Source organism: Telluria sp. ZT3P26 (genome assembly GCF_059686035.1).
On sequence record NZ_JCASII010000001.1, the window covers coordinates 1,201,380 to 1,224,991 of the forward strand.

Annotated in this window: 25 protein-coding genes; 21 read left to right on the forward strand and 4 right to left on the reverse strand. The window is 65.9% G+C overall.

All coding sequences use genetic code 11. The annotated features are described in order from the left end of the window. Positions 1 to 134: 134 nt before the first annotated feature. Positions 135 to 695, forward strand: a complete 561-nt coding sequence (locus AC56LN_RS05260; protein ID WP_499570272.1) for a DUF2325 domain-containing protein — start codon at positions 135 to 137, stop codon at positions 693 to 695. Position 696: 1 nt separating this feature from the next. On the opposite strand, the gene AC56LN_RS05265 is transcribed toward AC56LN_RS05260, so the two are convergent. Next, the gene (locus AC56LN_RS05265; protein ID WP_499570273.1) at positions 697 to 1,890 is read right to left on the reverse strand and encodes an esterase/lipase family protein; all 1,194 of its coding nucleotides are present in this window, start codon (positions 1,888 to 1,890) and stop codon (positions 697 to 699) included. Between the two features lie 137 nt (positions 1,891 to 2,027). Continuing rightward, a complete protein-coding gene (locus AC56LN_RS05270; RefSeq protein ID WP_499570274.1) occupies positions 2,028 to 3,299 on the reverse strand; it encodes a dienelactone hydrolase family protein in 1,272 nt (423 codons plus the stop codon). A 197-nt stretch (positions 3,300 to 3,496) separates the two neighbouring features. On the opposite strand from AC56LN_RS05270, the gene AC56LN_RS05275 reads away from it, so the two are divergent. From AC56LN_RS05275 to AC56LN_RS05330, 12 genes are all read left to right on the forward strand, one after another. Further along, entirely contained in the window at positions 3,497 to 5,179 is a 1,683-nt protein-coding gene (locus tag AC56LN_RS05275) for an MFS transporter (RefSeq protein ID WP_499570275.1), read from the forward strand. Between the two features lies 1 nt (position 5,180). Beyond that, complete coding sequence (locus AC56LN_RS05280; protein ID WP_499570276.1) at positions 5,181 to 6,272, forward strand: HlyD family secretion protein; 1,092 nt, start codon at positions 5,181 to 5,183, stop codon at positions 6,270 to 6,272. Next, positions 6,269 to 7,648 (forward strand): efflux transporter outer membrane subunit, encoded by a 1,380-nt coding sequence (locus AC56LN_RS05285; protein ID WP_499570277.1) that lies wholly within the window; start codon positions 6,269 to 6,271, stop codon positions 7,646 to 7,648. The genes AC56LN_RS05280 and AC56LN_RS05285 overlap by 4 nt, the downstream gene beginning before the upstream one ends. 14 nt (positions 7,649 to 7,662) lie before the next feature. Beyond that, entirely contained in the window at positions 7,663 to 8,253 is a 591-nt protein-coding gene (locus AC56LN_RS05290) for a tRNA-uridine aminocarboxypropyltransferase (RefSeq protein WP_499570278.1), read from the forward strand. Between the two features lie 93 nt (positions 8,254 to 8,346). Beyond that, positions 8,347 to 8,763 (forward strand): thiol-disulfide oxidoreductase DCC family protein, encoded by a 417-nt coding sequence (locus tag AC56LN_RS05295; protein ID WP_499570280.1) that lies wholly within the window; start codon positions 8,347 to 8,349, stop codon positions 8,761 to 8,763. Then, positions 8,760 to 9,794 carry an NAD(P)/FAD-dependent oxidoreductase gene (locus tag AC56LN_RS05300; RefSeq protein ID WP_499570281.1) on the forward strand — a complete coding sequence of 345 codons (1,035 nt, stop codon included), beginning with the start codon at positions 8,760 to 8,762 and terminating at the stop codon, positions 9,792 to 9,794. The genes AC56LN_RS05295 and AC56LN_RS05300 overlap by 4 nt, the downstream gene beginning before the upstream one ends. Then, the gene (ubiG, locus tag AC56LN_RS05305) at positions 9,791 to 10,513 is read left to right on the forward strand and encodes a bifunctional 2-polyprenyl-6-hydroxyphenol methylase/3-demethylubiquinol 3-O-methyltransferase UbiG (protein WP_499570282.1); all 723 of its coding nucleotides are present in this window, start codon (positions 9,791 to 9,793) and stop codon (positions 10,511 to 10,513) included. The genes AC56LN_RS05300 and ubiG overlap by 4 nt, the downstream gene beginning before the upstream one ends. A gap of 77 nt (positions 10,514 to 10,590) precedes the next feature. After that, the gene (locus tag AC56LN_RS05310; RefSeq protein WP_499570283.1) at positions 10,591 to 11,784 is read left to right on the forward strand and encodes a PA0069 family radical SAM protein; all 1,194 of its coding nucleotides are present in this window, start codon (positions 10,591 to 10,593) and stop codon (positions 11,782 to 11,784) included. Between the two features lie 128 nt (positions 11,785 to 11,912). Continuing rightward, the gene (locus AC56LN_RS05315) at positions 11,913 to 13,310 is read left to right on the forward strand and encodes a S41 family peptidase (protein WP_499570284.1); all 1,398 of its coding nucleotides are present in this window, start codon (positions 11,913 to 11,915) and stop codon (positions 13,308 to 13,310) included. An 89-nt stretch (positions 13,311 to 13,399) separates the two neighbouring features. After that, a complete protein-coding gene (locus tag AC56LN_RS05320; protein ID WP_499570285.1) occupies positions 13,400 to 14,002 on the forward strand; it encodes a hypothetical protein in 603 nt (200 codons plus the stop codon). Positions 14,003 to 14,185: 183 nt separating this feature from the next. After that, positions 14,186 to 15,487 carry an MFS transporter gene (locus AC56LN_RS05325; RefSeq protein ID WP_499570784.1) on the forward strand — a complete coding sequence of 434 codons (1,302 nt, stop codon included), beginning with the start codon at positions 14,186 to 14,188 and terminating at the stop codon, positions 15,485 to 15,487. Between the two features lie 61 nt (positions 15,488 to 15,548). After that, a complete protein-coding gene (locus AC56LN_RS05330; RefSeq protein ID WP_499570287.1) occupies positions 15,549 to 16,145 on the forward strand; it encodes an AAA family ATPase in 597 nt (198 codons plus the stop codon). Here the strand turns inward: AC56LN_RS05330 and AC56LN_RS05335 are convergent. Beyond that, positions 16,126 to 16,707 (reverse strand): gamma-glutamylcyclotransferase, encoded by a 582-nt coding sequence (locus tag AC56LN_RS05335; RefSeq protein WP_499570288.1) that lies wholly within the window; start codon positions 16,705 to 16,707, stop codon positions 16,126 to 16,128. The two genes, AC56LN_RS05330 and AC56LN_RS05335, sit on opposite strands and share 20 nt — an antisense overlap. Positions 16,708 to 16,761: 54 nt before the next feature. Next, positions 16,762 to 17,667, reverse strand: coding sequence for a LysR family transcriptional regulator (locus AC56LN_RS05340; RefSeq protein ID WP_499570289.1), 906 nt, complete (start codon positions 17,665 to 17,667; stop codon positions 16,762 to 16,764). A 110-nt stretch (positions 17,668 to 17,777) separates the two neighbouring features. Between AC56LN_RS05340 and AC56LN_RS05345 the strand changes: the two genes are divergently transcribed. The 8 genes from AC56LN_RS05345 (at position 17,778) to hscB (ending at position 23,605) form a co-directional block, all read left to right on the forward strand. Continuing rightward, the gene (locus AC56LN_RS05345) at positions 17,778 to 18,803 is read left to right on the forward strand and encodes a fumarylacetoacetate hydrolase family protein (RefSeq protein WP_499570290.1); all 1,026 of its coding nucleotides are present in this window, start codon (positions 17,778 to 17,780) and stop codon (positions 18,801 to 18,803) included. Next, on the forward strand, positions 18,800 to 19,444 hold the full coding sequence (gene maiA / locus AC56LN_RS05350; RefSeq protein WP_482899528.1) for a maleylacetoacetate isomerase: 645 nt from the start codon (positions 18,800 to 18,802) through the stop codon (positions 19,442 to 19,444). The genes AC56LN_RS05345 and maiA overlap by 4 nt, the downstream gene beginning before the upstream one ends. A 66-nt stretch (positions 19,445 to 19,510) precedes the next feature. Then, positions 19,511 to 20,305, forward strand: a complete 795-nt coding sequence (locus AC56LN_RS05355) for a uracil-DNA glycosylase family protein (protein ID WP_499570291.1) — start codon at positions 19,511 to 19,513, stop codon at positions 20,303 to 20,305. A gap of 206 nt (positions 20,306 to 20,511) precedes the next feature. Further along, on the forward strand, positions 20,512 to 20,988 hold the full coding sequence (gene iscR, locus AC56LN_RS05360; RefSeq protein ID WP_332530980.1) for a Fe-S cluster assembly transcriptional regulator IscR: 477 nt from the start codon (positions 20,512 to 20,514) through the stop codon (positions 20,986 to 20,988). Positions 20,989 to 21,007: 19 nt separating this feature from the next. Next, positions 21,008 to 22,264, forward strand: coding sequence for an IscS subfamily cysteine desulfurase (locus AC56LN_RS05365; RefSeq protein ID WP_499570292.1), 1,257 nt, complete (start codon positions 21,008 to 21,010; stop codon positions 22,262 to 22,264). Positions 22,265 to 22,310: 46 nt separating this feature from the next. After that, on the forward strand, positions 22,311 to 22,706 hold the full coding sequence (iscU, locus tag AC56LN_RS05370; protein ID WP_332530981.1) for a Fe-S cluster assembly scaffold IscU: 396 nt from the start codon (positions 22,311 to 22,313) through the stop codon (positions 22,704 to 22,706). A 53-nt stretch (positions 22,707 to 22,759) separates the two neighbouring features. Continuing rightward, positions 22,760 to 23,083: an iron-sulfur cluster assembly protein IscA gene (gene iscA / locus AC56LN_RS05375; protein ID WP_183555379.1), complete on the forward strand. Its 324-nt coding sequence runs from the start codon at positions 22,760 to 22,762 to the stop codon at positions 23,081 to 23,083. A gap of 6 nt (positions 23,084 to 23,089) precedes the next feature. Then, the gene (hscB, locus tag AC56LN_RS05380; protein WP_482899525.1) at positions 23,090 to 23,605 is read left to right on the forward strand and encodes a Fe-S protein assembly co-chaperone HscB; all 516 of its coding nucleotides are present in this window, start codon (positions 23,090 to 23,092) and stop codon (positions 23,603 to 23,605) included. Positions 23,606 to 23,612 lie beyond the last annotated feature (7 nt).

Sequence of the window (23,612 nt, forward strand, 5' to 3'; positions counted from 1 at the left end):
GAGCAGGGCCATATTGTATCGTGAAAGTTTGTTTTCACGTCACGATGTGTCGATTTGTCCCTGCTTCGACGCGCCCTTGAAATGAGAATCGTTCTCATCTAAGATGAGTTCTGGTTCAGGAACAGGAGGTGCAGATGGCCGCATACAGGGAAGCCGATGGCCTGGCTGGCGAGCACGTGACATTGCTAAGGGCGCATGCGCAGGCGCAGGAACGCTGCAGCACACTGCTGCAGGCCCAGGCCACGCGCATCGCCGCCATGGAAGCCCAGCTGATCCGCGCGCGCGCCGCGACGATGCGCGCGACGACGACGCTGGCCTGGGAACGCGAAGACCGCGCCGCCCTCGACGCGGCGCTGCCGGGCCTCGGTCGGCGCGTTGCGCTGGGGCGCCAGGTGGCCGCGTTGCAGGCGCGTGTGCATGACTTGACGCGCACGTTACAGCGCCGTGAGCTGGCCGCGCAGGCGGGCAGCGCGGGTGATCCGCAGCGCATGCCAGCCACCTTGGCGGCCGACCTGGAAGCGAGCCTGCAGGCCGCGGACCTGGTGATCTGCCAGACCGGTTGCATGAGCCATGGCGACTACTGGCGTGTGCAGGACCATTGCAAGCGCACCGGCAAGTTGTGCATGCTGGTGGACCAGCCCGACGGCTTGCAGATCGTGCGCATTCACCGGCCTGCCGAGGTGTTGTCACCGTGAGCTACAGCGCGAAGATGATGTCACTGATCCGGTCGTAGAGCGGATTGGCCGGCGGTCCCTGGTTGGGCCAGTTCAGGATGTCGAAGTGGTCATACCCCAGGTAATTGCCCAGGAAATTCCACGTTCCCCGGAGCGCCGTGCCGTTGTAGTTGCGCGCCGGGTGCCCGCCGGGTGCGCGCATGCTGACCGTGTTGACGACGCCATCGTTCGGGAACCAGTCGCTGTCGACGCGCACCCGTGTCGGCACATTGACGGTGTAGCTGCCCATGCCGCGCTGCGCTGCCGACGGCACGATCCACTCGCCGGCGAACGATTTGAAGTAAGGCATCATGTCGGCGCGCGCGTACTGGAACGCCGTTGTCTGGATCGGCGCGATCGCGCGGTCGGTGCCGTTGCAGCACCAGCTGCCGCTGGCGGTGGCGAGCGTGCCCACTGAAAAATAGTAGACATTGGGCGAGGTCAGCGCCCACCGATTGAATTCGCGCGCGCCGTCCGGCGCGAGCTCCCAGCTGGCTGCCCGGTGCCGCAGGATGTCGCGCAGCACGATGGGCACGTTGGGCAGGATATTGAAGACCGCGTCGGTCAGCGTGGTGCCATTGTGCGGGGCCGAGATCGTCGTCGCACTGCGGATCCAGCCGGTCTTGCCGCCCTTGAACAGCGCGCTGTCGCCTTCGTCCGCCAGCGAGCCGTGTTCCAGCAGCTGGATCAGTGCGCGGATGGTCGTGCCGCCCTGGCTGTGGCCAATCATGTGGATCGGATGCGCACGGCCCCATTGCGGGTACAGCGCCGGCGGATAGGCGTGCGGGTTGTCGCGCGGATCGGCGGCCCAGCATTTGCCAGCTGGCTGTTGTACCTGGCCAGGCACGCCCTGGGTGGCGACGTGCGCCTTGCCATAGTCGACGCAGCCGCCCTTGATCTGCGCATACAGTTCGGCGGCGCGGTCCCAGTTGGACGCGATCGGGCTGACGGCGGCGGCAACCACCGCGTGCGGGCCGCGGTAGACCTGCATGTGCGCTGCGATGTCGCCATAACCGCCCCAGTAGTTGAAGCCGCTCTGCTGGAACTCGTCGGGGCCAAAGCCCAGAACGCCGTGTACCAGCACGACGGGATCGTTGTTTGCAGCAGGTGCGACGGGGGCGGCGATCAGGCCGAGGAGGATCAACGCAGCAGCGCAGACGTGGGCGAGACGGACCATCGATATGCTCCTGACAATGCGACAGCCGCATTGTCAGGCGTATCCCCAGGCGACGGTTTGCGCTGGATCGACCCGATGCGCGATAAAGCGAACTCGTGCACCAAGAACTGCGCAGGCCGCTTGACAAGCCTGCGCGATCAGCGCGCGGTCGTACTGCCCACCGACGTCGTCGGATCGGATTCGGCAAGCGGGTTTGGCGCCGCCATGACCGACGCCGTCGCCGCTGCTTTCCCGGCCCCGTCGATGCGTTCGTCATGCCAGACCACATAGTCATCAACCGAGTACAGCCGGCACGGCTCCCTGCTTTTTGCAGAGCAGGTCGCCAGTGCGCGCCCGTCCGGATCTTCGCCTTCCTCGGCCCAGGTCCAGCCGCCGCTGGCCGACACGGCAAACGCACGCGGCGTCAGCTTGGTCAGGTACTCCCGGTAAGCACGGCGGCCCGACTCGGACAGGAATGGCACCGCGTCGATATCGTCGACCTGCGCATAATCGGTGCGCGCCGGGCTGGGCGGGGCAGGGACGTCGACCACGATGGCGGTCGGCATGCCGATCTCGCGCAGGAACTGTTCAGTATCTTGCAACCACACTTTCTCGCCGTCGCGGCTGGCCAGCATGCCGTGGGCATCGCGCTTGAATGCGGGGAACTCGACCAGGCGGCCACGGCCCCCGGCTCCGACATAGGCGGCGTGCATGCGCCCGGCCAGCTCCGGACCGAACAGCGAATCGTTCTGGCCATACAGCCACAGGCTCGGGACTGTGGCTTTGGCGCCGTAGTCGGCAAACGCGGCCACCAGTTGCGAGCGCCAGGCGCAGCGGTTGCTGTCGTCGCGCAAGCCACCCGCGACATTGATCACGCCGCGCACGCCCGGCAGCGCCTCGGTGCCCAGCGCGATGGCCGCCAGCCCGCCGTACGACTGGCCGGCCACGATCATGCGCGCGCCGTCGATCCACGGCTGCTGGCGCGCGTAGGCGAGGGTGGCGCGGATGTCTTCGGCCTGTGTATAGCCATTGGCCGTCATGTCGCAGCCGCGATCACGGTAGCGTCCGCCCGACTTCGAAAATCCCTGGCGCATCGGCACCATCACCGCGTAGCCGCGCTTCACGAACACGGACGCCATATGATAGAAGCGGTCGCGCGACTGCAGGCTCGGGCGGCCCGGGTCCTTGCCGTGGTTGATGACGATCAGCGGGAATGGGCCGGGGCCATCGGGCTGGAATACCGTGGTCTCGAGCAGCACATCGTCAGGCCCGGCCGGCACCTGGATGACGTGCTCGTTCATCCGGTAATCAAGCGTGCTGGCGACGGGCTGTGTTGCCGGCAGCGTCTGTGAGAAGCCGGACGCGGGCAGCATGGCCAGCGCGGCGAGCGAAGCGGAGATCAGGGTGCGGATGGCGTGGATGTTCGACATGGCTGACTCTGGACATGCTGCCGTGCGAAAAAATTTCCGTACGGAACAACTTGAGTCTAGAGTCAATAAATCCGTAGGGCAATATCTGGTTGGCCAACTTTCGGATTAAATTTTTGGGTGTGGCGAAAGTGCCATCCGACGTGATGTCGAGCAAAGGCGTAAGATAGCGAGCCTGACAATTATGGTGAAACAGCAGGATGAGCAAGTACGCGCCACGCGAATGGGCACCCGACGAAAAGCCGATGCTGCCCGGCTCGCCGTCCACGCCAGCGCACACGACAAAGCTGCGACTGGCCTACCTGGCGGTCGGCATCCTCGTCACGATCACGGGCGGCCTGGGCAATGCGCTGGTCGCCGTCAACCTGATCAATCTGCAGGGCGTGCTGGGCGCGTACCAGACCGAAACGGCCTGGCTGCCGGCCGCGTACGTGATGGCCAACGCGTCGATGAACCTGCTCTTGGTGAAATTCCGGCAACAATTCGGCCTGCGCCTGTTCACCGAATGCTTCCTGGTTCTGTACGCGCTGGTCACGCTGGCCCACCTGTTCGTCAATGACCTCGGCTCGGCCATCGCGGTGCGCGCCGCCCACGGCATGCTGGCCGCCGCCGTCAGTCCGCTCGGCCTGTATTACACGCTGCAGGGGTTCAAGAAAGAGTGGCGCCTGAAAGGCATTGCCATTTCGCTCGGTACGGCCCAGCTGGCGCTGCCGCTGGCGTATATTTTCTCGGGCGACCTGCTGCGCATCGCCGAATGGCGCGGCCTGTACATGTTCGAACTGGGCCTGGCGCTGGTGTCGCTGGGCGCCGTGCTGCTGCTCAAATTGCCGCCGGGCGACCGGATCAAGGCGTTCCGGCCCACCGACTTCGTCACGTTCTCGCTGTTCGCGCCGGGCATGGCGCTGCTGTGCATGGTGCTCACGTTCGGGCGCATCTTCTGGTGGACCGAACAGGCGTGGATCGGCGTGGCGCTGGCCGTGTCGATCTTCCTGCTTGCCGCCGCCATGTGCGTCGAGCACAACCGGGCCAATCCGCTGCTGAACCTGCGCTGGCTGACCAACCGCAAGATCCTGCGCGTGGCGCTGTCGCTGCTGCTGGTGCGCATCGTGCTGTCCGAGCAGAGCGTGGGCGCGGTCGGCTTCCTGCGCGCCGTGGGGCTGGACAACAACCAGATGCAGTCGCTGTTCCTGTGCGTGCTGGCAGCCACCGTCGCGGGGATCGTCGTGTCGGCCCTGACAGTCGACGTGAAGCATCTGATGGCGCCGCAGGTCATCGCGCTGGTGCTGATGGCGCTGGGCGCCTGGATGGATGCGCATGCCAATAACCAGACCCGCGCCGAGCAGATGTACCTGAGCCAGAGCCTGCTCGCGTTCGGCGGCACGCTGTTCATCGGGCCGTCGCTGATTTCGATGATCGTCACTGTGATCGGCAATCCCGGCGCGCTGATCAGTTTCTCGGTGCTGTTCGGCCTGACGCAGAACCTGGGCGGTCTGATCGGCTCGGCGCTGGTCGGCACGTTCCAGATCGCGCGCGAGAAATTCCATTCGTCGACGATTGTCGAGGGCCTGAGTTTGCTCGATCCGCTGGTGGCCAGCCGTATTCAGTCCGGGGCAGCAGCGGCGGGGCAACTGCTGGCCGACCCGGCCGCGCGCACGCGCCAGAGTCTGGCGTCGCTGGCCGCCAGTGCCACGCGCGAAGCCAACATCCTGGCTTACAACGACGTGTTTTTGATGATCGCCCTGATTGCTGCCGTGAGCGCGACCTGGATCTTCCTGCACGCCGTCTGGATGCATTACAACCTCCCGGCTACCGCTCCGGAATCGGCGCCAGCACCCGCAGCCCCTGTCAATAACACTCCCGCACCCATTACCGTTACCGATTGATATGTCAGAACCCGTTACTACTCCCGCGCGCCCGAAGCGCAAGATCATCCTCAGTGCGCTGGCCTTTGCCGCCATCGCGCTCGCCGGCATCCTGATCGTGCTGTATGCCTGGAACCTGCCGCCGTTTCGCAGTGCGTTGCAGGCGACCGAAAACGCGCTGGTGCGCGGCCAGGTGACGATCATCAGTCCGCAACTGAGCGGTTACGTGACCGAGGTCCGCGTGCAGGATTTCCAGACCGTCAGGAAGGGCGAGCTGTTGCTGCGCATCGATGACCGGATCCCGATCCAGCGCCTGGCGCAGGCACGCGCCGAACTCGCCAACCGCAAGGCGGCGCTGGCCAATTTCGCGCAGACCAACGCCAGCGCCCGCGCCACCATCGCCCAGAACCAAGCGCTGCTGGCCTCGAACGAAGCCCAGGCCCGGCGCAGCAGCGCCGACCTGCGCCGCGTGGAAGAACTGGCGGCCGACGGTTCGCTGTCCGCGCGCGAACTCGACGCCGCGCGCGCCACCCGCGCCCAGTCCGCGGCCAGCCGCGACCAGGCCCGCGCCTCTGTCGAGATCGCCCGCCAGAACCTGGCGTCCGTCGGCGTTAACCGCGCTGCCCTCGAAGCGGCGGTCGCCAGTGCCGAAGCGGCCGTGAAGCTGGCCGAGATCGACCTGGCCAACACCAACATCATCGCGCCGCGCGACGGCCAGCTGGGGCAAGTCACCGTGCGCCAGGGCGCCTTCGTCAATGCCGGCGCGCAGCTGACCGCGCTGGTGCCGAACCAGATGTGGATCATCGCCAACCTGAAGGAAACGCAGATGGCGGGTGTGGCCGTCGGCCAGCCGGTCAGCTTCAGTGTCGATGCGCTGGGCGGCGCGAAACTGCGCGGCCACGTCGAGCGCATCGCGCCGGCCACCGGCTCGGAGTTTTCGGTGATCGCGCCGGACAACGCCACCGGCAACTACGTGAAGATCGCCCAGCGCATTCCCGTGCGCATCAGCATCGACCCGAACCAGCCGCTGGCCCAGCGCCTGCGGCCCGGGATGTCGGTGGTGACGACGATCGATACGGCGGCTGCCACGACGGCGAACGCGGGGCAGCGATGAAGCGGCGCTTCGTGGTTCTGGCGGCGCCGTTGCTGCTGGCCGCCTGCGCGATGGCGCCGCAGCCGGCGCCGCCGTCCTCGGTGACGGTCCCGGTGGCATGGCGCACGACCTTGCCCGGCGCGAATGCCAGCGTCGAGCGAGACTGGTGGCGGGCATTCGGCGATCCGGCGCTGGACGCGCTGGTGCGACAGGCGCAGGCGAACAACGGCGACCTCAAGGTTGCCCGCGCGCGGCTGCAGGAATACCAGGCGCGCATTCGCGTGGCCGACAGCGCGCGCCTGCCGGCACTGAACCTGTCTCTGGCGCCGACCCGTGCGCGCGCCATCGGCCCGCAAGGCACGCCGGTTGAATCGACCTCGATCGTGGGGGCGGTACAGGCCAGTTACGAGCTGGACCTGTTTGGCCGCGTGGCGAACACCGTCGAGGCGGCGCGGTTCGAGGCGCAGTCGCAGGAGGCGGCGCTGGAAGCAGCGGCGCTGGCGGTGGCGGCCAATACCGCGTCGGGCTACCTGAACCTGCTGGGACTGGATGCGCAGCTGGCCCTGGCCAAGGCCACGCTGGCGTCGCGCGAGCGCTCGTACAATCTGGCGCGGCACCAGTTCGAAGTGGGCTACAGCTCGCGCCTGGAAATGTCGCAGGCCGAGGCCGAATTGCACGCGACCGCCGGCGCCGTCCCGCAGCTGGAGCGGCAGGTGGCGCAGCAGGAGCAGGCGCTCAATCTGCTGCTGGGCGCGAGTCCGGGCCCGATCGCACGCGGTACCGATCTGCTGTCGCTGCGTGAGCCGACCCCGGGCGCCGGCTTGCCGTCCGAACTGCTGCGGCGCCGGCCCGACATCGCCCAGGGCGAGCAAGCCATTGCGGCAGCCGACGCCAGCCTGGCCGTGGCGCGCGATGCGCTGCTGCCGTCAATCCGCTTGACGGCGTCGCTCGGGGCAGGGGCGGGCGGCATCTCGCAATTGCTGCGCTCGCCAACCGAACTGTGGAGCATTGGCGGCAGCGTGCTTGCACCGTTGTTCGATGCGGGCCGCCTGCGTGCCCAGGCCGAGATCGCCGGTACGGTGCGTGATCGCGCCATCTATGGTTACGAGACCGTGGTGCGCACGGCGTTTGCCGAGACCGAGAATGCGCTGGCGTCGATCGATGGCTTGCAGCGGCAACTGGTGGAAGCGGAGGCGCGGCGCGCGGCGGCCGGCGAAGTGCTGCGCGTGGCCCACAACCGCTACACGAATGGCTATGCGTCGTACCTGGAAGAGCTCGACGCGCAGCGTACCGCGTTCAGTGCCGATCTGGCGGCGCTGCAACTGCGCACGAGTTTATTGGCGGCGCATGTTGACCTGTACCGGGCGCTGGGTGGCGGCTGGACGCCGGCGCCGTGACGGGTGCAGCTGGCTTGAAACGCGCTGTCTGCGAGAGGTGCCTGCGGGCACAGTCGGGCTGCATCTGCCGCTGGATCACGCCGCTACAGGCGCAGGCGCACCTGCTGATCCTGCAGCATCCGCTGGAAGTGGGTAATGCCAAGAACAGCGCGCGCCTGCTGCACCTGTGCGTGACCGGCAGCGTGATGGCGACCGGCGAAGCCTTCGAGACCGGGGTGCTCGATAGCCTGTTGCATGCGGATGGGCGCACGCCCGTGCTGCTGTATCCGGCCACACCCGGCGACGCGGGTTTGCCCGTGCCGCCGCCAATGCCGGCGCTGCCTGCGGAAGCCGTGCGGCTGGTGCTGCTCGACGCTACCTGGCGCAAGAGCCGCAAGATGCTGTACCTGAACCCCGCGCTGCAACGCTTGCCGCGCTTGGGCCTGACGGACGTGGCACCGTCGAACTACCGCATCCGCAAGGCACACGCGCCGCATCAGCTGTCGAGCCTGGAAGCGGCCGCGCTGGCGCTGGGCCAGTTGGAAGGCGCGTTTGGACACTTCGGTCCGCTGCTCGACGCCTTTGACGGGTTTGTCGCACAACAAGCGGCCTACGTGCGCGCTTGAGCTGCCGCACCCATCAAGGCTGCTGGATTAGCCCCATGAGTTGAACAGGAGCTGAACCGTTCAGAAGGCAATCGAAACGGAAAGATTCGGTTCATGAACCGCATTCGTGCCTGCTTCCTGTATGATCAAATCATGCAACAACCATCCTCACTCCCCCCTACGGTGTACTACGACGGCGGCTGCCCGGTATGCACCCGCGAGATCGCCCTCTATCAGCGCCAGGATGGGGCCGACCAGGTGTGCTGGGTCGACGTCGCCCATTGCGCGCCTGAAGCGCTTGGCCCCGGACTGAACCGCGAGGCCGCCATGGCGCGCCTGCACATGCGCCGTCCCGATGGCAGCCTGGCCAGTGGTGCGGAGGCATTCACCCTGCTGTGGCGATCCCTGCCGCGCTGGGCCTGGCTTGGACGGCTGCTGGGCTCCAGGATCGCGCTGGCGTTGCTGGAGCCGGCCTACCGCCTGTTCCTGGTCATGAGGCCACTGTGGCGCGGCCGCGGAGGCAAGCGATGAGTGGCACGAGTATGCGGGTCGCCGTCGTCGGGGCGGGCATTGCCGGGGCAGCCTGCGCGCGCGCACTGGCCGATGCCGGGCATGCGGTGCAGGTGTTTGACAAGTCGCGCGGCGCTGGCGGGCGCATGTCCACCAGGCGGGTAACGCCGATCGCTGGCACCGACGCCATGCTGGGCCTGGACCACGGAACGCCGGCCTTTGCTGCCACGGGCGCCGACTTCCTCGGTTTCGTCGAGCACGGGCAGCGGGCCGGGCTGCTGGCGCGCTGGACGCCGCGCCTGGCCCCACAGGGAGCAGCGCTGCTTGGCGGCGCGATGTGGGTTGCCACGCCCGACATGCCGGCCCTGTGCCGCGCCTTGTTGAAGGACCTGCCGCTGCATACCCTGTGCACGGTCGATGGCGTGCGTCGCAGCGGTGCAACGTGGTCGCTGGAGAGCGGCGGTGTGACCCTGGCCGATGGCTTCGATGCCGTGGCCCTGGCGATCCCGCCGCAACAGGCGGCGGCGCTGCTGGGCGTGCATCGCCCGGATTGGGCCACGCGCGCGCAGGCAGTGCCGATGTTGCCCGTCTGGGTCTTGATGGGCATGACCGATGCGCCAGCAACGGGCGGTGACTGGGACCTGGCGCTGCCCGCATCCGGCCCGCTGGCGCTGGTGGTGCGCAACGATGCGAAGCCGGCGCGCACCGTGCTGGCGGGGCAGGCCCAGTGGGTGGTGCACGCAACGCCCGACTGGACCGGCGCACATCTGGACACGCCGCCCGATCAGGTTCAGGCGATGCTGCAGGCGGCGCTTGCCGATTGCGTCGGCGGCGCTCTGGCCTGGCGTTTCGCGGCCGTGCATCGCTGGTTGTATGCAACGCTGGCAGCGACACCCGGCGACGAGCAGGGCGCTGGTGCCTGGTGGGATGCAGGCATCGGGCTTGGCGTGTGCGGCGATGCCCTTGCCGGCGGCGGTGTGGAAGGGGCCTGGCGTTCCGGCCGCGCACTGGCCGCGCTGGTGACCGCTGCTGCGGGCGGGGACCGGGCATGAGCGCGCTTGCAGACGAAATCGCCCGCTTCGACCGACTCGGCGCCACCTGGTGGGACCCGAACGGCCCGATGCGGCCGCTGCACGTCACGAACGCGCTGCGCCAGGCCTATCTGCTGGCGTGCATGGCGTCGCATTTCGGTCGCGCCGATACGTCGCTGGAGGATCTGCGCATCCTCGACGTCGGCTGCGGCGGCGGACTGCTGTCCGAACCGCTGGCGCTGCGCGGCGCGCACGTGGTCGGCATCGACGCCTCGCCCGGCAACCTGGCGGCGGCGCAACGCCACGCCGACGCCAGCGGAGCGGCAGTCGATTATCGCCTGGGCGAACTGGAAACCGTCCTGCGGCCCGATGAACGCTTCCACGTCGTCTTGGCGCTGGAGGTAGCCGAGCATGTGGCCGACCCCCGTGCCTTCATCGAAGAGGCAGCCCGGCGCGTGGCGCCCGGTGGTCTGCTGCTGGCGTCGACGATCGACCGCAGCTGGAAGAGCTACCTGTTGGCCATCGTGGCAGCGGAGTACGTGTTGCGCGTGCTGCCGCGTGGCACGCACCAGTGGCGCCGCTTCGTCACACCCGCCGAGCTGTCAGCCGCCGCCACCGGTGCCGGGCTGCAGCGGATCGACCTGCGCGGCATGCGTTACCTGCCGGTGTTGCATCGGGCCTCATGGTGCAGCGATACGAGCGTGAACTATCTGGCGACCTTTGGCCGTCCGCACAACTAGCGGCTGACGTGCGCGCTTGAATTTGACGGGGTAGCGGCGTAAGATACTGTATAAATATACAGTATGGAGCAGCGGCCATGATCGACACCGATGAGCCCATCCGCCGCGAGCGGGTAGAAGAACACATCATGCTGGCGCCGCCGCGCCTTGCACGCAAGGGGCGTGGTGCGGTGTCGAATATGCAAGGACGCTATGAGGTCAACGGTCGCGAGCGCTTTGACGACGGCTGGTTCGATGCCGATTCCGAAGCGGCTGCCGGGTCGGACGGTGAGGCGGCGGCGTTCAAGACGGTAGTCACCGACGAGTTCGCTAAGACTATCCTGTCGCGCAACACGTCGCCCGATATTCCGTTCAGCGTATCGCTCAATCCCTACCGCGGTTGCGAGCACGGCTGCATTTATTGCTTCGCGCGGCCCACGCACAGCTATCTCGGCCTGTCGCCGGGCCTTGATTTTGAATCCCGACTCTTCGCCAAGGTAAATGCTCCCGAACTGCTGCGGCGCGAACTTGCCAGGCGCGGCTACGTCCCCGAACACATCGCCATTGGCGTGAATACCGACGCCTACCAGCCTTGTGAGCGTGAGCGTCAGATCATGCGCCAGGTATTGGAGGTATTGTCCGAATGCCACCACCCGCTCGGCCTGATCACCAAGTCGTCGCTGATCGAGCGCGACATCGACCTGCTGGCGCCGATGGCGGCCAACAATCTGGCGTGCGCGGCGGTGACGCTCACGACGCTCGATGCACAGATTTCGCGCACGCTCGAGCCACGCGCGGCCGCGCCGATGCGGCGCCTGCGCACGATCCGCACGCTAACCGACGCCGGCATTCCCGTCAGCGTGAGCGTCGCGCCGATCATTCCGTTCGTAACCGAGCCCGAGATCGAACGCATCCTCGAAGCGGCGCGCGACGCTGGCGCGGTCGGCGCCCACTACACGGTGCTGCGCCTGCCGCACGAAGTCAATCCGCTGTTCCAGGAATGGTTGCAGGCGCATTTCCCGGATCGCGCGCAGCGGGTGATGAACCGTATCCGCGAAATGCGTGGTGGCAAGGATTACGATGCTGACTTTGCACAGCGCATGCATGGTGACGGCGTGTGGGCCGACCTGATCCGGCAACGCTTTGAAAAAGCCGTCGAACGCCTTGGCTTCAAGTCATTGCGCGGGCGCTTCGGGCGGCTCGATCGCTCGCAATTCCGGCGACCGGTGGTCGTGCCTGCGACGACACGGCGCGGCAGTGCGCAGGGGGCAGGGCAGCTGGACCTGTTCTGAGAATGCAGCGGATGCGCCAGCGCTGAACGCAGATCTGCACAGCGCCTGCTTACACCTGCTTACAAGCGCTTAACCGCACACAACACGCGATCAGCAGAGAATCGGTCGATCATCAAGGACACCGACTCATGAAGCGACTGCGCGCCACCATTCTCTGCCTTCTCTTTCCCCTTGTCGCCGCAAGCACCTGCCGGGCAGGCGAGCCCGTCGTGGTTCCCGCTGCCGAATTCCAGGCCTTGCTGTCGGCCTATGCGCTGGTAAAAACCCGGTACGTCGAGGCGCCGGACGACAAGAAGCTGCTTGAAGGGGCGATCGCCGGCATGCTCGCCTCGCTCGACCCCCACTCAAGCTTCCTCGACAAGGACGAGCTCGATGAAGTCCGGAAGGACGATGCCGGCGAATACACCGGTATCGGCATCAGCGTCGATTTCTCCGCCGCCGACATGGTGGTGACGGCAGTCACCGCCGACTCGCCGGCCGACGTTGCCGGCATCGAGCCGGGCGACACCATCGCGTCGATCGACGGTACGACGATCGTCGGCATGCGCTTGCCCGACATCGCGCGGCGCATGCGCGGCGTGCCCGGCAGCGCACTGGAGATCGGGTTTCGGCGCAGCGGCAGCGGCGCCGTCCGCACGATCGGTCTGCACCGGGCTGCATTGCTGGCGCAGACCGTCCGGGTGCGCTCGCTGGCAAACGGGATCGCGTGGATCCACGTGACAGCGTTCGAAGGGCGCACCGCGCAGGACCTGGTTGCGGCATTGAAAACGCTCGACGCAAGCGGGGCGCCGCGCGGCATCGTGCTTGATGTGCGCAACGACCCGGGCGGCCTGGTGTCGGCCGCGGTCGGGGTGGCAGGGGCATTCCTGCCGCCAGGCACGCCATTGTTTTCGGCGCGCGGGCGTGCCACTGCCACTGATGCGGCCGATGCCACGGTCACCGTCGATCCGCGTTTCTACCGGCGGCCAGGCGAGCCGGACGTGCTGGCCGACCTGCCCGCATGGGCGCAAACAGTCCCGCTGGCGGTGCTGGTCAACTGCGCGTCGGCCTCGTCCGCCGAATTGCTGGCCGGGGCATTGCAGGACCACCGCCGCGCCACCGTGCTTGGCTCGCGCACGTTCGGCAAGGGCTCGATCCAGAGTATCTTTCCGCTGACCGGGGACAGTGCCGTCAAGCTCACGGTGGCGCGCTACTTCACGCCCAACGGCCACGAAATCCAGGCGCGCGGGATCACGCCGGATGTGATCGTGGCACAGGATCGCACGGAGGCTGGTGCGACTGGACTGGCACTGCGCGAAGAAGACCTGGCGCAGCATCTCAGCGCAATCCTGCCTGCACACGATGATGCGCCGCCCGCGACACGCGCCGGCGTGGAAAGCACGCGCATGTTCGGCACGCGCGACGACAAGGCGCTGGCGGCTGCCGTTAGCTTGCTTGGGCCGGGGCAGACGTCCCGTGCTGGCAGCGTGCTCGGCGCACTGTCCCCAAGCCTGAAGCAACTTGGCGCAGCACTGAAACGATGGTGACGCGCCGGGTAAGTTTCGGTAAAGCAGCACGACAGCCAACTGGCGTGCGCCTATATTCGTGATCGTCCTTTCCTGACCATGGGTGTCGTATGCCAATTCAAACCACGTTCTCGCGCTTGCCTTGCTGGCTGCGCACCTGCCTGCTGTCACTGACTCTGGCCATGGCTGGCGCCGGCACGGCGCACGCTGTACCACTGACCGATCTGCGCGCCGAAGACCTGCTGCCGATGGCGGGCGACCTGAAGCAGTCGCTCAACCTGAGCACCAACCAGCAAACCCTGTGGAACAAGACCGAGGCAGCGTCGCGCACGATCCTGCGCGATCGCACCCGGCGCCGCGCCGCACTGCAGGAATGGGCCAGAACCTTGCTGGCCAGCCCGGACGCCGACCTGCGCAAGCTTGACGCCGCCACCGACGCCGAAAGCGCAACCGCGAACGGCGAGGACCGGCAACTGCGCGCGCTGTGGCTCGACGTGAACGATGGCCTCGACGACAACCAGCGCCGCCAGGTCGCCGGCCGGCTGGGTGAGCAGTTGCTGCGCGTGGTGCCTGGCGGTAGCCAGCGCAGTGGCGCACCGTCTGGACCGCGTGACGAGCAGAACCGACGCGGCGGGACTGGCAACGGGCGTGGCCCCGGTGCCGGTCAGGGGCCGGGTGGGCCGGGCGGAGCCTCGCTGAACTTCGGCGGCTGATCGGGCGCCGACAATGGGTAAAACGTCACTGAAGAGCTCGTTTTATTCTAAGATGCGGCATTGACAGGCGCGCCGATCCGCGCGCCGTCCCAGTCGCCTCGATAAGAATTCATGACCACACCAGTGACACCAGGACAGACCGGCCTTCCCGCCAGCGGCCCGAACGAGGCTGGCGCTGCCGCCATGACGATGGAGCAGGGCTTGCAGGCTGCCGGCGTTGGCCGGTTCCAGTACCGGATCTTCCTGATCTTCGGCCTGGTCTGGCTGGCCGACGCGATGCAGGTGCTGTCGATCGGCTTTTCTGCGCCGTCGATCGCGAAAACCTTCGGGCTGTCGATGCCGCAGGCCTTGCAGACGGGGACCGTGTTCTTCGTCGGCATGCTGATTGGCGCCTTTGTCTTCGGGCGCCTTGCGGACCGCATCGGTCGCCGGCCCGTGCTGCTGATGGCGGTGGTGATCGACGCCTGCTTCGGCGTGGCATCCGCGTTTGCGCCCGATTTCACGTGGCTGCTGGCGCTGCGCCTGATGACGGGCATCGGCGTGGGCGCGACGCTGCCGGTCGATTACACGATGATGGCCGAGTTCCTTCCCAGCGACCGGCGCGGGCGCTGGCTGGTGCTGCTCGAATCATTCTGGGCGCTGGGCACGATTGCCCTGGCCGTGCTGGCCTTGTGGGCGGTGGGGTGGGGCGACGATGCGTGGCGCGTGATCTTTTTTGTCACCGGGATTCCGGCGCTGATCGGCATCGTGCTGCGCTGGTATATCCCCGAGTCGCCCATGTACCTGCATCGCAGCGGCAAGCCGGAGCAGGCGCGCGCGGTGCTGGAACGCGTGGCCAGGACCAATGGTCGCACGCTGACGATGCCGCCGTTGCTGCCCGAAGCGCACGTCAGGACGACACTGCTGTCGCTGTTCTCGGATGGACTGCTTCGGCGCAGCCTCGCACTGTTTGTCGCCTGGGGCCTGATCTCGATTGCCTATTACGGCGTGTTCGTCTACCTGCCGATCCGCCTGAGCGCGGAAGGCTTCGGCTTCATGCGCGGCCAGGAATTCCTGATCGTGCTGGCGCTGGTCCAGTTGCCCGGCTTTGCGCTGGCCGCGTATGGCGTCGAACGCTGGGGCCGCAAGCCGACGCTGGTGGGGTTCCTTCTGCTCAGTAGCGTCGGCTGCCTCGGCTACAGCCTGGGCAGCTCGACCGTGCTGGTCGTCGGTTCGACGCTCTTGATGAGCTTTGCGCTGCTGGGCACGTGGGGCGCGCTGTATGCGTTCACGCCCGAGGTCTACCCGACCCGCCTGCGCGCCAGCGGCATGGGCATGGCGGGGGCAGTTGCCCGCTTCGGCGGCCTGTTCGCGCCAGCGATCATCGCGCCGGTGATGGCGACGCATTTCACGCTGGCGCTGATCATGCTCTCTGGCTTTTTGCTCATGGGCGCGATCGCCATCCTGTGCGTGGACACCGAGTCGCGCCAGCGCGCACTCGACTGAGCCGTTGAGTTGTCACGGCGGCTCGGCTAGGATGTCGCATCGATCGTTACAGGATGCAGGCATGGGTGAGCAAGGGACGGGCAGTCGGCTGGTGGTGTTTGTCGGCGCCGAGTCGACGGGGAAATCGACATTGGCCAGCATGCTGGCGCGCGAGCAGGGCGCGCAGTTCGTGCCCGAGATCGACCGCTTCGTCTGGGAAGAAAAGCAGGGCCAGCTGGTGGCCGCCGATTATGTCGAGATCGCGGAGCGGCACCGCGCTGCCGAAGACGCCGCTGTTGCCATCGCGGGCGGCGACTACATCTTCGTCGACACCAATGCACTGACCACGCTGCTGCTTGGCCTGCGTTTTGGCCAGGTCACCGAGCCCGTGCCACCGGCCTTGCTGCGCTACGCGCTGGAATGCCGCACGCGCTACCTGCACCATTTCGTGTGCGCTGACGACATCCCGTATGAAGAAGAACCGGGCGTGCGCGAAAACGTGGCGTGGCGCACGCAGATCCAGCAGCTGGTCCTGGAGGACCTGGACCGGCGCGGCATCGCTTATACGATCCTGACGGGTTCGCTCGAACAGCGTGCGGCGCGCGTGCTGACCACGCTTGCAGCCATCGCGCAGCAGGCCGACTCATACGCTGACCCCGTCAAGCGTACTGCTGCGTAACCCCCAGCGCCGCCAGGTGCCGCTCGATCTCGAACACGTGCGCATCCGGTTTGCCCAGCGCGCGCAATGACCGGGCCAGGCCCAGCAGGTACTCGCTGTTCGGGCCGCTCGGGCCGCGCGCCGTGGCGATCTGGCGCGCAATCGCGTGCTCGTCGGCCGGGCCAAGATACGCCGCGTTGTCGTGCGTGGCGATATAGACGATGCCTTCGTCGCTGCTGCCGTCGTCAAACTGCATTTGCGTCGCCAGGCGCAGGTAGCCGTTCTTTTCGCGATGGTCGAGATGCGCGAATTCTTCGGGCGTGACGAGAAACGCCATGCCGTGGCAGACGGCGTCCGGGTCCGGCACCAGCGTCACCACGCGCCCCGGCGCCGTCTCGGTGCCGCGGTGGTCGTGCGAGCCTTGCCAGAAACGGCGCGTCCAGCCGCTGATCGACGCGGCGCGCTGCTCAAGAAACGGGAAATCGGGTTTGAAGATCAGGGAGCCGTAGCCAAACAGCCAGACGCTGGCATGGCCATCGAACTTGTTCATCTGGCGGTTGATCGCGATCGTATCGAGGGACATCGGGGGTCCGATAAAAAAAGACACGGTTCATTGTAGCGTGCCTTTTGGTGAGAATCAGCCTTCCCCTTGCGACCGTTTTACATATGCAAACAGGAATTCCAGATAACTCTCGACGGCCGGCGACAGTGACCGCCCGGGCCGCGTGTAGACGAAAAAGCGCCGCTGCACGGTCGGCGCATCGAGCGGGCGCATCGTCAGCCCGTACAGCGTGGCCAGCGGCTCGGCGTAGGGCAGGCACACCGTTACCCCCAGGCCCGCGCTGACCATGGCCAGCGCCGTCGTCATGAAGGTCACCTCGTGGGCCGGCGTGAGCGCGATGCCCGTACGCGCATCCTGCACGGCGTCGAGCAGCAAGTCGGTGAACTGACCCTGCAGCGAGATGAACGGATAGGCCGCCGCATCCTGCCACGTCACGCGCTCGAGCGCGGCCAGCGGGTGCTGCTGCGGAAACACCAGCGCGAACGGCATGGTGAACAGTTCTTGCGCCAGCAGCGGCGGGGCAGGCGTGCGTTCCGGGCCGATGCCCACATCGGCTTCGCCTGACAACACGCGCGTGATGACACCTTCAACTTCGGTATCGGCCAGGCGAATCACGATCTCCGGGTGTTGCGCGCGGTAGGCGGCGATGCTGGGCGGCAGCAGGGTGCACGCCATCAACTGTGGCGCGGCGATGCGCACGACGCCTTTCTTCAGGCGCGTGTGGTCGGCCACGTTAGCCAGCGCACCGTCCAGGTCGTCAATGATCTGGCTAAATAAGGGCAGCAGTTCGCGGCCGATCTCGGTCAGGCCAATCCGGCGCGTGCTGCGGTCGACGACCCGGGCGTCCAGCGTCTGCTCGAGTTCCTTGATCAGGCCGGAGAGCGCAGACTGGGTCACGTGCAAGGTCTGTGCGGCCAGCGTGAACGTGCCAGTCCTGGCCAGCGCAACGAAGGCGCGCATTTGTCGCAGGGTTGGATTCATCGGATGGATTGATTAGATAAGCTGATATATCGAGCTGAAAAATATCGTTTGTATGATAGTGCGTTTTACCTTGTAATGGCGACTACTCTGCAATAACAAAGGACAGCCCCATGAAACTCGCCACCCTCAAAGCCGGCGGCCGCGACGGCACCCTGGTCGTCGTCAGCCGCGACCTGGTCACGTGCCAGCAAGTCCCGAACATCGCGCGCACGCTGCAGGCCGCGCTCGACAACTGGGATGCGTGCAAGCCGCAGCTCGAAGACGTGTACGCCCAGCTCAACGACGGCAATGCCGACAGTGCCGAGTCGTTCATCGAGGCCGCCTGCCACTCGCCGCTGCCGCGCGCGTACCAGTGGGCCGACGGCTCGGCCTACATCAACCACGTCGAGCTGGTGCGCAAGGCGCGTGGCGCCGAGGTGCCGGCGTCGTTCTACACCGATCCGCTGATGTACCAGGGCGGCGGGGATTCGTTCGTCGGCCCGACCGACCCGATTGCGGCCCTGTCCGAAGACTGGGGCATCGATCTCGAAGCCGAGGTGGCCGTGGTCACGGGCGACGTGCCGATGGGCGCTGACGCGGCCGAGGCCGCCAGCGCCATCCGCCTCGTCATGCTGGTCAACGACGTGTCGCTGCGCAACCTGATCCCGAACGAGCTGGCCAAGGGTTTCGGTTTCTACCAGTCCAAGCCGGCCAGCGCGTTCTCGCCGGTGGCAGTCACGCCGGACGAACTGGGCGACGCGTGGCAGGGCAACAAGCTGCACCTGCCGATCCTGGTCACGCTCAATGGCGCCGCGTTCGGCAAGCCCAATGCCGGCGAAGACATGACCTTCAGCTTCGCCCAGCTGGTCGCGCACGCGGCGACCACGCGCGAGCTATGTGCGGGCAGCATCATCGGCTCGGGCACCGTGTCGAACAAGCAGGGCGGGCTGTATGGCTCGAGCGTCGAGCACGGCGGCGTGGGCTATTGCTGCCTGGCCGAAGTGCGCATGTATGAAACCATCGAAGGCGGCGCCCCGAAGACGCCGTACCTGTCCTTCGGCGACACGGTGCGCATCGAGATGTTTGATGCGAGCGGGGCCAGCATCTTTGGCGCCATCGATCAGGAAGTCGTCCGTTACCACGAGAGGCAACCATGAAACTGTATACCTACTTCCGCAGCTCGGCCGCCTACCGGGTGCGCATCGCGCTGAACCTGAAAGGGCTGGCCTACGACGCGGTGCCCGTGCACCTGCTCAAGGATGGCGGCCAGCACCTGCAGGACGACTATCGCCAGATCAACCCGAGCGGCCTGGTGCCATCGTTCCAGGATGACCGCATCACGCTGTCGCAGTCGCTGGCGATCATCGAGTATCTCGAAGAAGTGTATCCGGACGTGCCGCTGCTGCCCAAGGATGCGCCGGGCCGGGCGCGCGTGCGCGAGCTGGCCCAGATCATCGGCTGCGACATCCATCCGATCACCAATCTGCGTGTACTCAATTACCTGGCGCGCGAGATCGGCGTGCCCGACCAGGCCAAGACCGAGTGGTACCGCCACTGGGTGATCGAAGGGCTGCAATCGCTCGAAGCCCACCTGGCGCGCGATCCGGGCGCGGGGCCGTTCTGCCACGGCGCCCATCCGACCATTGCCGACTGCTACCTGGCGCCGCAGGTATTCAATGCGCAGCGTTTCAATATCGATGTGTCGGCTTATCCGAATATCGAGCGCATCAACGCGCTGTGCATCGCGTTGCCGGCGTTTCAGGCGGCGCACCCGTCGCGCCAGCCGGACGCCGAATAGCGCGCGGGTGGCTGCAAAGGACGGCGGCGCGCTACAATCGCCGCCTCCTTCCATTGCCATTTCGCCATGACCGCCACCGCCGCGCCTGCCTCCAGTCCCATCGCCATCCCTGCACCGATCCTGCAGGCCCTCGACCTGGCCAATGCCTCGTGGCGTCCGATCCTCGAAGCGGGCCTGCAGGCGGTAGCCCATGCCAACCCCGGCTACCTGCCGGCGCTGGCGCAGGATGAGTACGTTCCCACGGAACACCGCATGTTCGCCGCCTTTGCCCAGCCACTGGACAAGGTGCGCTACGTGCTGGTGGGGGAGGGGCCGTACCCGCGCGCTGCGAGCGCCACCGGCGTGAGCTTCATGGATGGCGCTGTTGGTGACCTGTGGAGCGATGCCGGCCTGTCAAAACCGGTCAACCGGGCCACGTCATTGCGCAACTTCATGAAGATGCTGCTGGTGGCAAGCGGCCAGTTGCAGCCCGATGCGACCAGCGGGGAGGCGCTGGCGCCGGTTGCCCGGGCCGCGCGGGTTGACGGATCGATCCAGACCCTGGCGCAACTGCAGGACAATCTGGTGCACGAGGGCTTCTTGCTGCTCAATGCCGCGCTGGTGTTTCGCAAGCATGTCAAGCCGGTCATCGATGCGCGCGCCTGGTTGCCGTTTCTGCAGACGGTGCTGGCGGCGCTGGCCGCCCAGCCGCAGGTGCCGACGCTGGTTCTATGGGGCAAGATCGCTGAACAATTGCAGAAGTTGCCGGAGACGGCTGCCTTCCCGCAGGCGGTGGCCGAGCATCCCTACAATCTGAGCTTCATCGGGCATCCGGGCATGCAGGCGCTGTTCGGGCCGATGGCGTTGTTGCGGGCCCGTTGACGAGGCGCGGGGATGGGATATTCGCGCCGAACATGACCCGCCGTTTTTGGGGTGGTCCAAGACAAGATCATTGCGATTTGCTATACTTGACTAAATCGTTCAACTAATCAGGTCTTTCCCCCGCTTCACAGGGAAATACACCGCACACTGCGGCGCAGACTTGGTACTTGGGCAAGAGAAATATTTTATCATTCACCGGGGTTGAAATGCGTCTGACCACCAAAGGCCGTTTTGCTGTCACTGCGATGATCGACCTTGCCATGCGTCAAGGCAACGGTCCGGTCACGCTGTCGGGCATCAGCCAGCGGCAGGCCATTTCGCTGTCGTACCTGGAGCAGCTGTTCGGCAAGCTGCGCCGCCACGAGATCGTCGAATCGATCCGCGGTCCGGGCGGTGGCTACAGCCTGGCGCGCGCGGCGGGCAAGGTGACGGTGGCGGACATCATCATCGCCGTCGACGAGCCGCTCGATGCAACCCAGTGCGGCGGTAAAGAGAACTGCCATGGCGCCCATACCGACGGCGCCCGCTGCATGACCCATGAACTGTGGACCACGCTGAACGAAAAAATGGTCGACTACCTCGATTCGGTCTCGCTGCAAGACCTGGTCGACCAGCAGCGCCAGAAAGAACAGAACGTCGTGCACGTGCACCGCGGCGCCCCCGCCGCAGTCGGACATAACTAAAGTTACCGGAGTAAATCAGATGAACGCGCCAATGGACAAGACCACCGAGCAGAGCTTCGCGCCAGCTCCACATTTCCCGATCTACATGGATTACTCGGCCACGACGCCGGTCGATCCACGCGTCGCCGACAAGATGATCCCGTTCCTGCGCGAGCAGTTCGGTAATCCTGCGTCGCGCAGCCATGCCTACGGCTGGAACGCCGAAGCGGCCGTCGAAGAAGCGCGCGGCCACGTCGCCGCGATGATCGGTGCCGATCCGCGTGAAATCGTCTGGACCTCCGGCGCGACCGAAAGCAACAACCTGGCGATCAAGGGCGCGGCCCAGTTCTACAAGACCAAGGGCAAGCACATCATCACGGTCAAGACCGAGCACAAGGCTGTGCTGGATACCGTGCGTGAACTCGAGCGCGTCGGCTTCGAAGCGACCTACCTCGAGCCGCAAGCCAACGGCCTGATCACCGTCGAGCAGCTGGCAGCGGCAATCCGCCCTGACACGATCCTGGTGTCGGTCATGTTCGTGAATAACGAAATCGGCGTCGTGCAGCCGATCGCCGAAATCGGCGAACTGCTGCGCTCGAAGGGCATCATCTTCCACTGCGACGCGGCCCAGGCCGTCGGCAAGGTCGAGATCAACCTCGACGTCCTGAAGGTCGACCTGATGACCTTCACCGCGCACAAGGCCTATGGCCCGAAAGGCATCGGCGCGCTGTACGTGCGTCGCAAGCCGCGCGTGCGCCTCGAAGCGCAGATGCACGGTGGTGGCCACGAGCGCGGTATGCGTTCGGGCACGCTGCCGACGCACCAGATCGTCGGCATGGGCGAAGCATTCCGCCTGGCCAAGGTCGAGATGGACAGCGAGCTGGAACGCGTGCGCGCCCTGCGCGATCGCCTGGCCCGTGGCCTCATGGAGATCGAAGAAGTCTATATCAACGGTGACATGGACCACCGCGTGCCGCATAACCTGAACGTCTCGTTCAATTATGTCGAAGGCGAGTCCCTGATCATGGCGATCAAGGACCTGGCCGTGTCGTCCGGTTCGGCCTGCACCTCGGCCAGCCTGGAACCATCGTACGTGTTGCGCGCCCTGGGTCGCAGCGACGAGCTGGCACACAGCTCGATCCGCTTCTCGATTGGCCGTTTCACGACTGAAGAAGAAATTGATTTCGCCGTCAACCTGCTCAAGAGCAAAGTTGGCAAGCTGCGTGAACTGTCGCCGCTGTGGGACATGTTCAAGGACGGGATCGACATCAGCTCGATCCAATGGGCAGCACACTGATCTGCTCATAACGAGCACGCGTTACTACACATACTGGAGCATCACCATGGCATATTCGGACAAAGTACTGGACCACTACGAAAACCCACGCAACGTCGGCGCGTTCGACAAGGGCGACGATGACATCGGCACCGGCATGGTCGGCGCGCCGGCCTGCGGCGACGTCATGAAGCTGCAGATCAAGGTCAACGACCAGGGCCTGATCGAAGACGCAAAGTTCAAGACGTATGGCTGCGGTTCGGCCATCGCATCGAGCTCGCTGATCACCGAGTGGGTCAAGGGCAAGAGCCTGGACGAAGCACTGGCGATCAAGAACACGCAGATCGCCGAAGAGCTGGCACTGCCGCCGGTCAAGATCCACTGCTCGATCCTGGCAGAAGACGCGATCAAGGCTGCCGTGGCCGACTACAAGGCAAAGCACGCCGATAAGGCAGCAGCGTAATCCCTGGCAGCAGCGTAATCCCTGGTAATAGAACACAGCTGGAGAAGCACAACATGGCAATCACCCTGACCGAAAAAGCTGCAAAGCACGTCAACCGTTACCTCGAACGCCGGGGCAAGGGCATTGGCTTGCGTTTCGGTGTGCGCACCACCGGCTGCTCCGGCCTGGCCTACAAGCTCGAGTACGTCGATGAAAGCGCCAACGAAGACAGCGTCTTCGAATCGCATGGCGTGCAGGTGTTCGTTGACCCGAAAAGCCTGCCGTACATCGATGGCACCGAGCTCGATTTCGCCCGCGAAGGCCTCAACGAGGGTTTCCGCTTCAATAATCCGAACGTCAAGGACAATTGCGGCTGCGGCGAGAGCTTCCGCATCTGATCGCGCATGCAGAATCACTTCGAACTGTTTCAACTGCCGGCCCGTTTCGAGGTCGACCAGCACGCCCTGGACGCCGCCTACCGCGAAATCCAGGGCCGCGTCCATCCTGACCGGTTCGTCGGCAGCAGCGATGGCGAAAAACGCGTCGCCATGCAATGGGCGACGCGCGCCAACGACGCCTATCAGACCCTGCGCAATCCGCAGAAGCGCGCGCAGTATCTGTGCGAGCTGAACGGCATCGACCTGCAGACCGAATCGAATACTGCGATGCCTGCTGCGTTTTTGATGCAGCAGATGGAGTGGCGCGAAGAACTCGGTGACGCGCGCGCCGGCAAGGATGCCGCTGCACTCGATGCGCTCGATGCGCAGGTGCGCGCCGAACGCAAGCAGATGCTGGTCACCGTTGGCCAGCAGCTCGATGCGGGCGACTACGCCGCTGCCGCACAGGGCGTGCGTTCGCTGATGTTCCTCGACAAGTTCGGCGACGAAGTGCAGTACGCCTTCGAAGCGATCGAGGCGTAACCTTCCT

Bases quoted from the DNA above. Each gene is read 5' to 3' on its own strand.
- AC56LN_RS05340 (WP_499570289.1), bottom strand. From the start codon at position 17,667: ATGAATCCAACCCTGCGACAAATGCGCGCCTTCGTTGCGCTGGCCAGG.
- AC56LN_RS05260 (WP_499570272.1), top strand. From the start codon at position 135: ATGGCCGCATACAGGGAAGCCGATGGCCTGGCTGGCGAGCACGTGACA.
- AC56LN_RS05315 (WP_499570284.1), top strand. From the start codon at position 11,913: ATGAAGCGACTGCGCGCCACCATTCTCTGCCTTCTCTTTCCCCTTGTC.
- iscU (WP_332530981.1), top strand. From the start codon at position 22,311: ATGGCATATTCGGACAAAGTACTGGACCACTACGAAAACCCACGCAAC.
- maiA (WP_482899528.1), top strand. From the start codon at position 18,800: ATGAAACTGTATACCTACTTCCGCAGCTCGGCCGCCTACCGGGTGCGC.
- AC56LN_RS05300 (WP_499570281.1), top strand. From the start codon at position 8,760: ATGAGTGGCACGAGTATGCGGGTCGCCGTCGTCGGGGCGGGCATTGCC.
- AC56LN_RS05265 (WP_499570273.1), bottom strand. From the start codon at position 1,890: ATGGTCCGTCTCGCCCACGTCTGCGCTGCTGCGTTGATCCTCCTCGGC.
- AC56LN_RS05335 (WP_499570288.1), bottom strand. From the start codon at position 16,707: ATGTCCCTCGATACGATCGCGATCAACCGCCAGATGAACAAGTTCGAT.
- AC56LN_RS05320 (WP_499570285.1), top strand. From the start codon at position 13,400: ATGCCAATTCAAACCACGTTCTCGCGCTTGCCTTGCTGGCTGCGCACC.
- iscR (WP_332530980.1), top strand. From the start codon at position 20,512: ATGCGTCTGACCACCAAAGGCCGTTTTGCTGTCACTGCGATGATCGAC.
- AC56LN_RS05310 (WP_499570283.1), top strand. From the start codon at position 10,591: ATGATCGACACCGATGAGCCCATCCGCCGCGAGCGGGTAGAAGAACAC.
- AC56LN_RS05285 (WP_499570277.1), top strand. From the start codon at position 6,269: ATGAAGCGGCGCTTCGTGGTTCTGGCGGCGCCGTTGCTGCTGGCCGCC.
- AC56LN_RS05295 (WP_499570280.1), top strand. From the start codon at position 8,347: ATGAACCGCATTCGTGCCTGCTTCCTGTATGATCAAATCATGCAACAA.
- AC56LN_RS05325 (WP_499570784.1), top strand. From the start codon at position 14,186: ATGACGATGGAGCAGGGCTTGCAGGCTGCCGGCGTTGGCCGGTTCCAG.
- iscA (WP_183555379.1), top strand. From the start codon at position 22,760: ATGGCAATCACCCTGACCGAAAAAGCTGCAAAGCACGTCAACCGTTAC.
- AC56LN_RS05280 (WP_499570276.1), top strand. From the start codon at position 5,181: ATGTCAGAACCCGTTACTACTCCCGCGCGCCCGAAGCGCAAGATCATC.
- ubiG (WP_499570282.1), top strand. From the start codon at position 9,791: ATGAGCGCGCTTGCAGACGAAATCGCCCGCTTCGACCGACTCGGCGCC.
- AC56LN_RS05330 (WP_499570287.1), top strand. From the start codon at position 15,549: ATGGGTGAGCAAGGGACGGGCAGTCGGCTGGTGGTGTTTGTCGGCGCC.
- AC56LN_RS05355 (WP_499570291.1), top strand. From the start codon at position 19,511: ATGACCGCCACCGCCGCGCCTGCCTCCAGTCCCATCGCCATCCCTGCA.
- hscB (WP_482899525.1), top strand. From the start codon at position 23,090: ATGCAGAATCACTTCGAACTGTTTCAACTGCCGGCCCGTTTCGAGGTC.
- AC56LN_RS05270 (WP_499570274.1), bottom strand. From the start codon at position 3,299: ATGTCGAACATCCACGCCATCCGCACCCTGATCTCCGCTTCGCTCGCC.
- AC56LN_RS05365 (WP_499570292.1), top strand. From the start codon at position 21,008: ATGAACGCGCCAATGGACAAGACCACCGAGCAGAGCTTCGCGCCAGCT.
- AC56LN_RS05345 (WP_499570290.1), top strand. From the start codon at position 17,778: ATGAAACTCGCCACCCTCAAAGCCGGCGGCCGCGACGGCACCCTGGTC.
- AC56LN_RS05275 (WP_499570275.1), top strand. From the start codon at position 3,497: ATGAGCAAGTACGCGCCACGCGAATGGGCACCCGACGAAAAGCCGATG.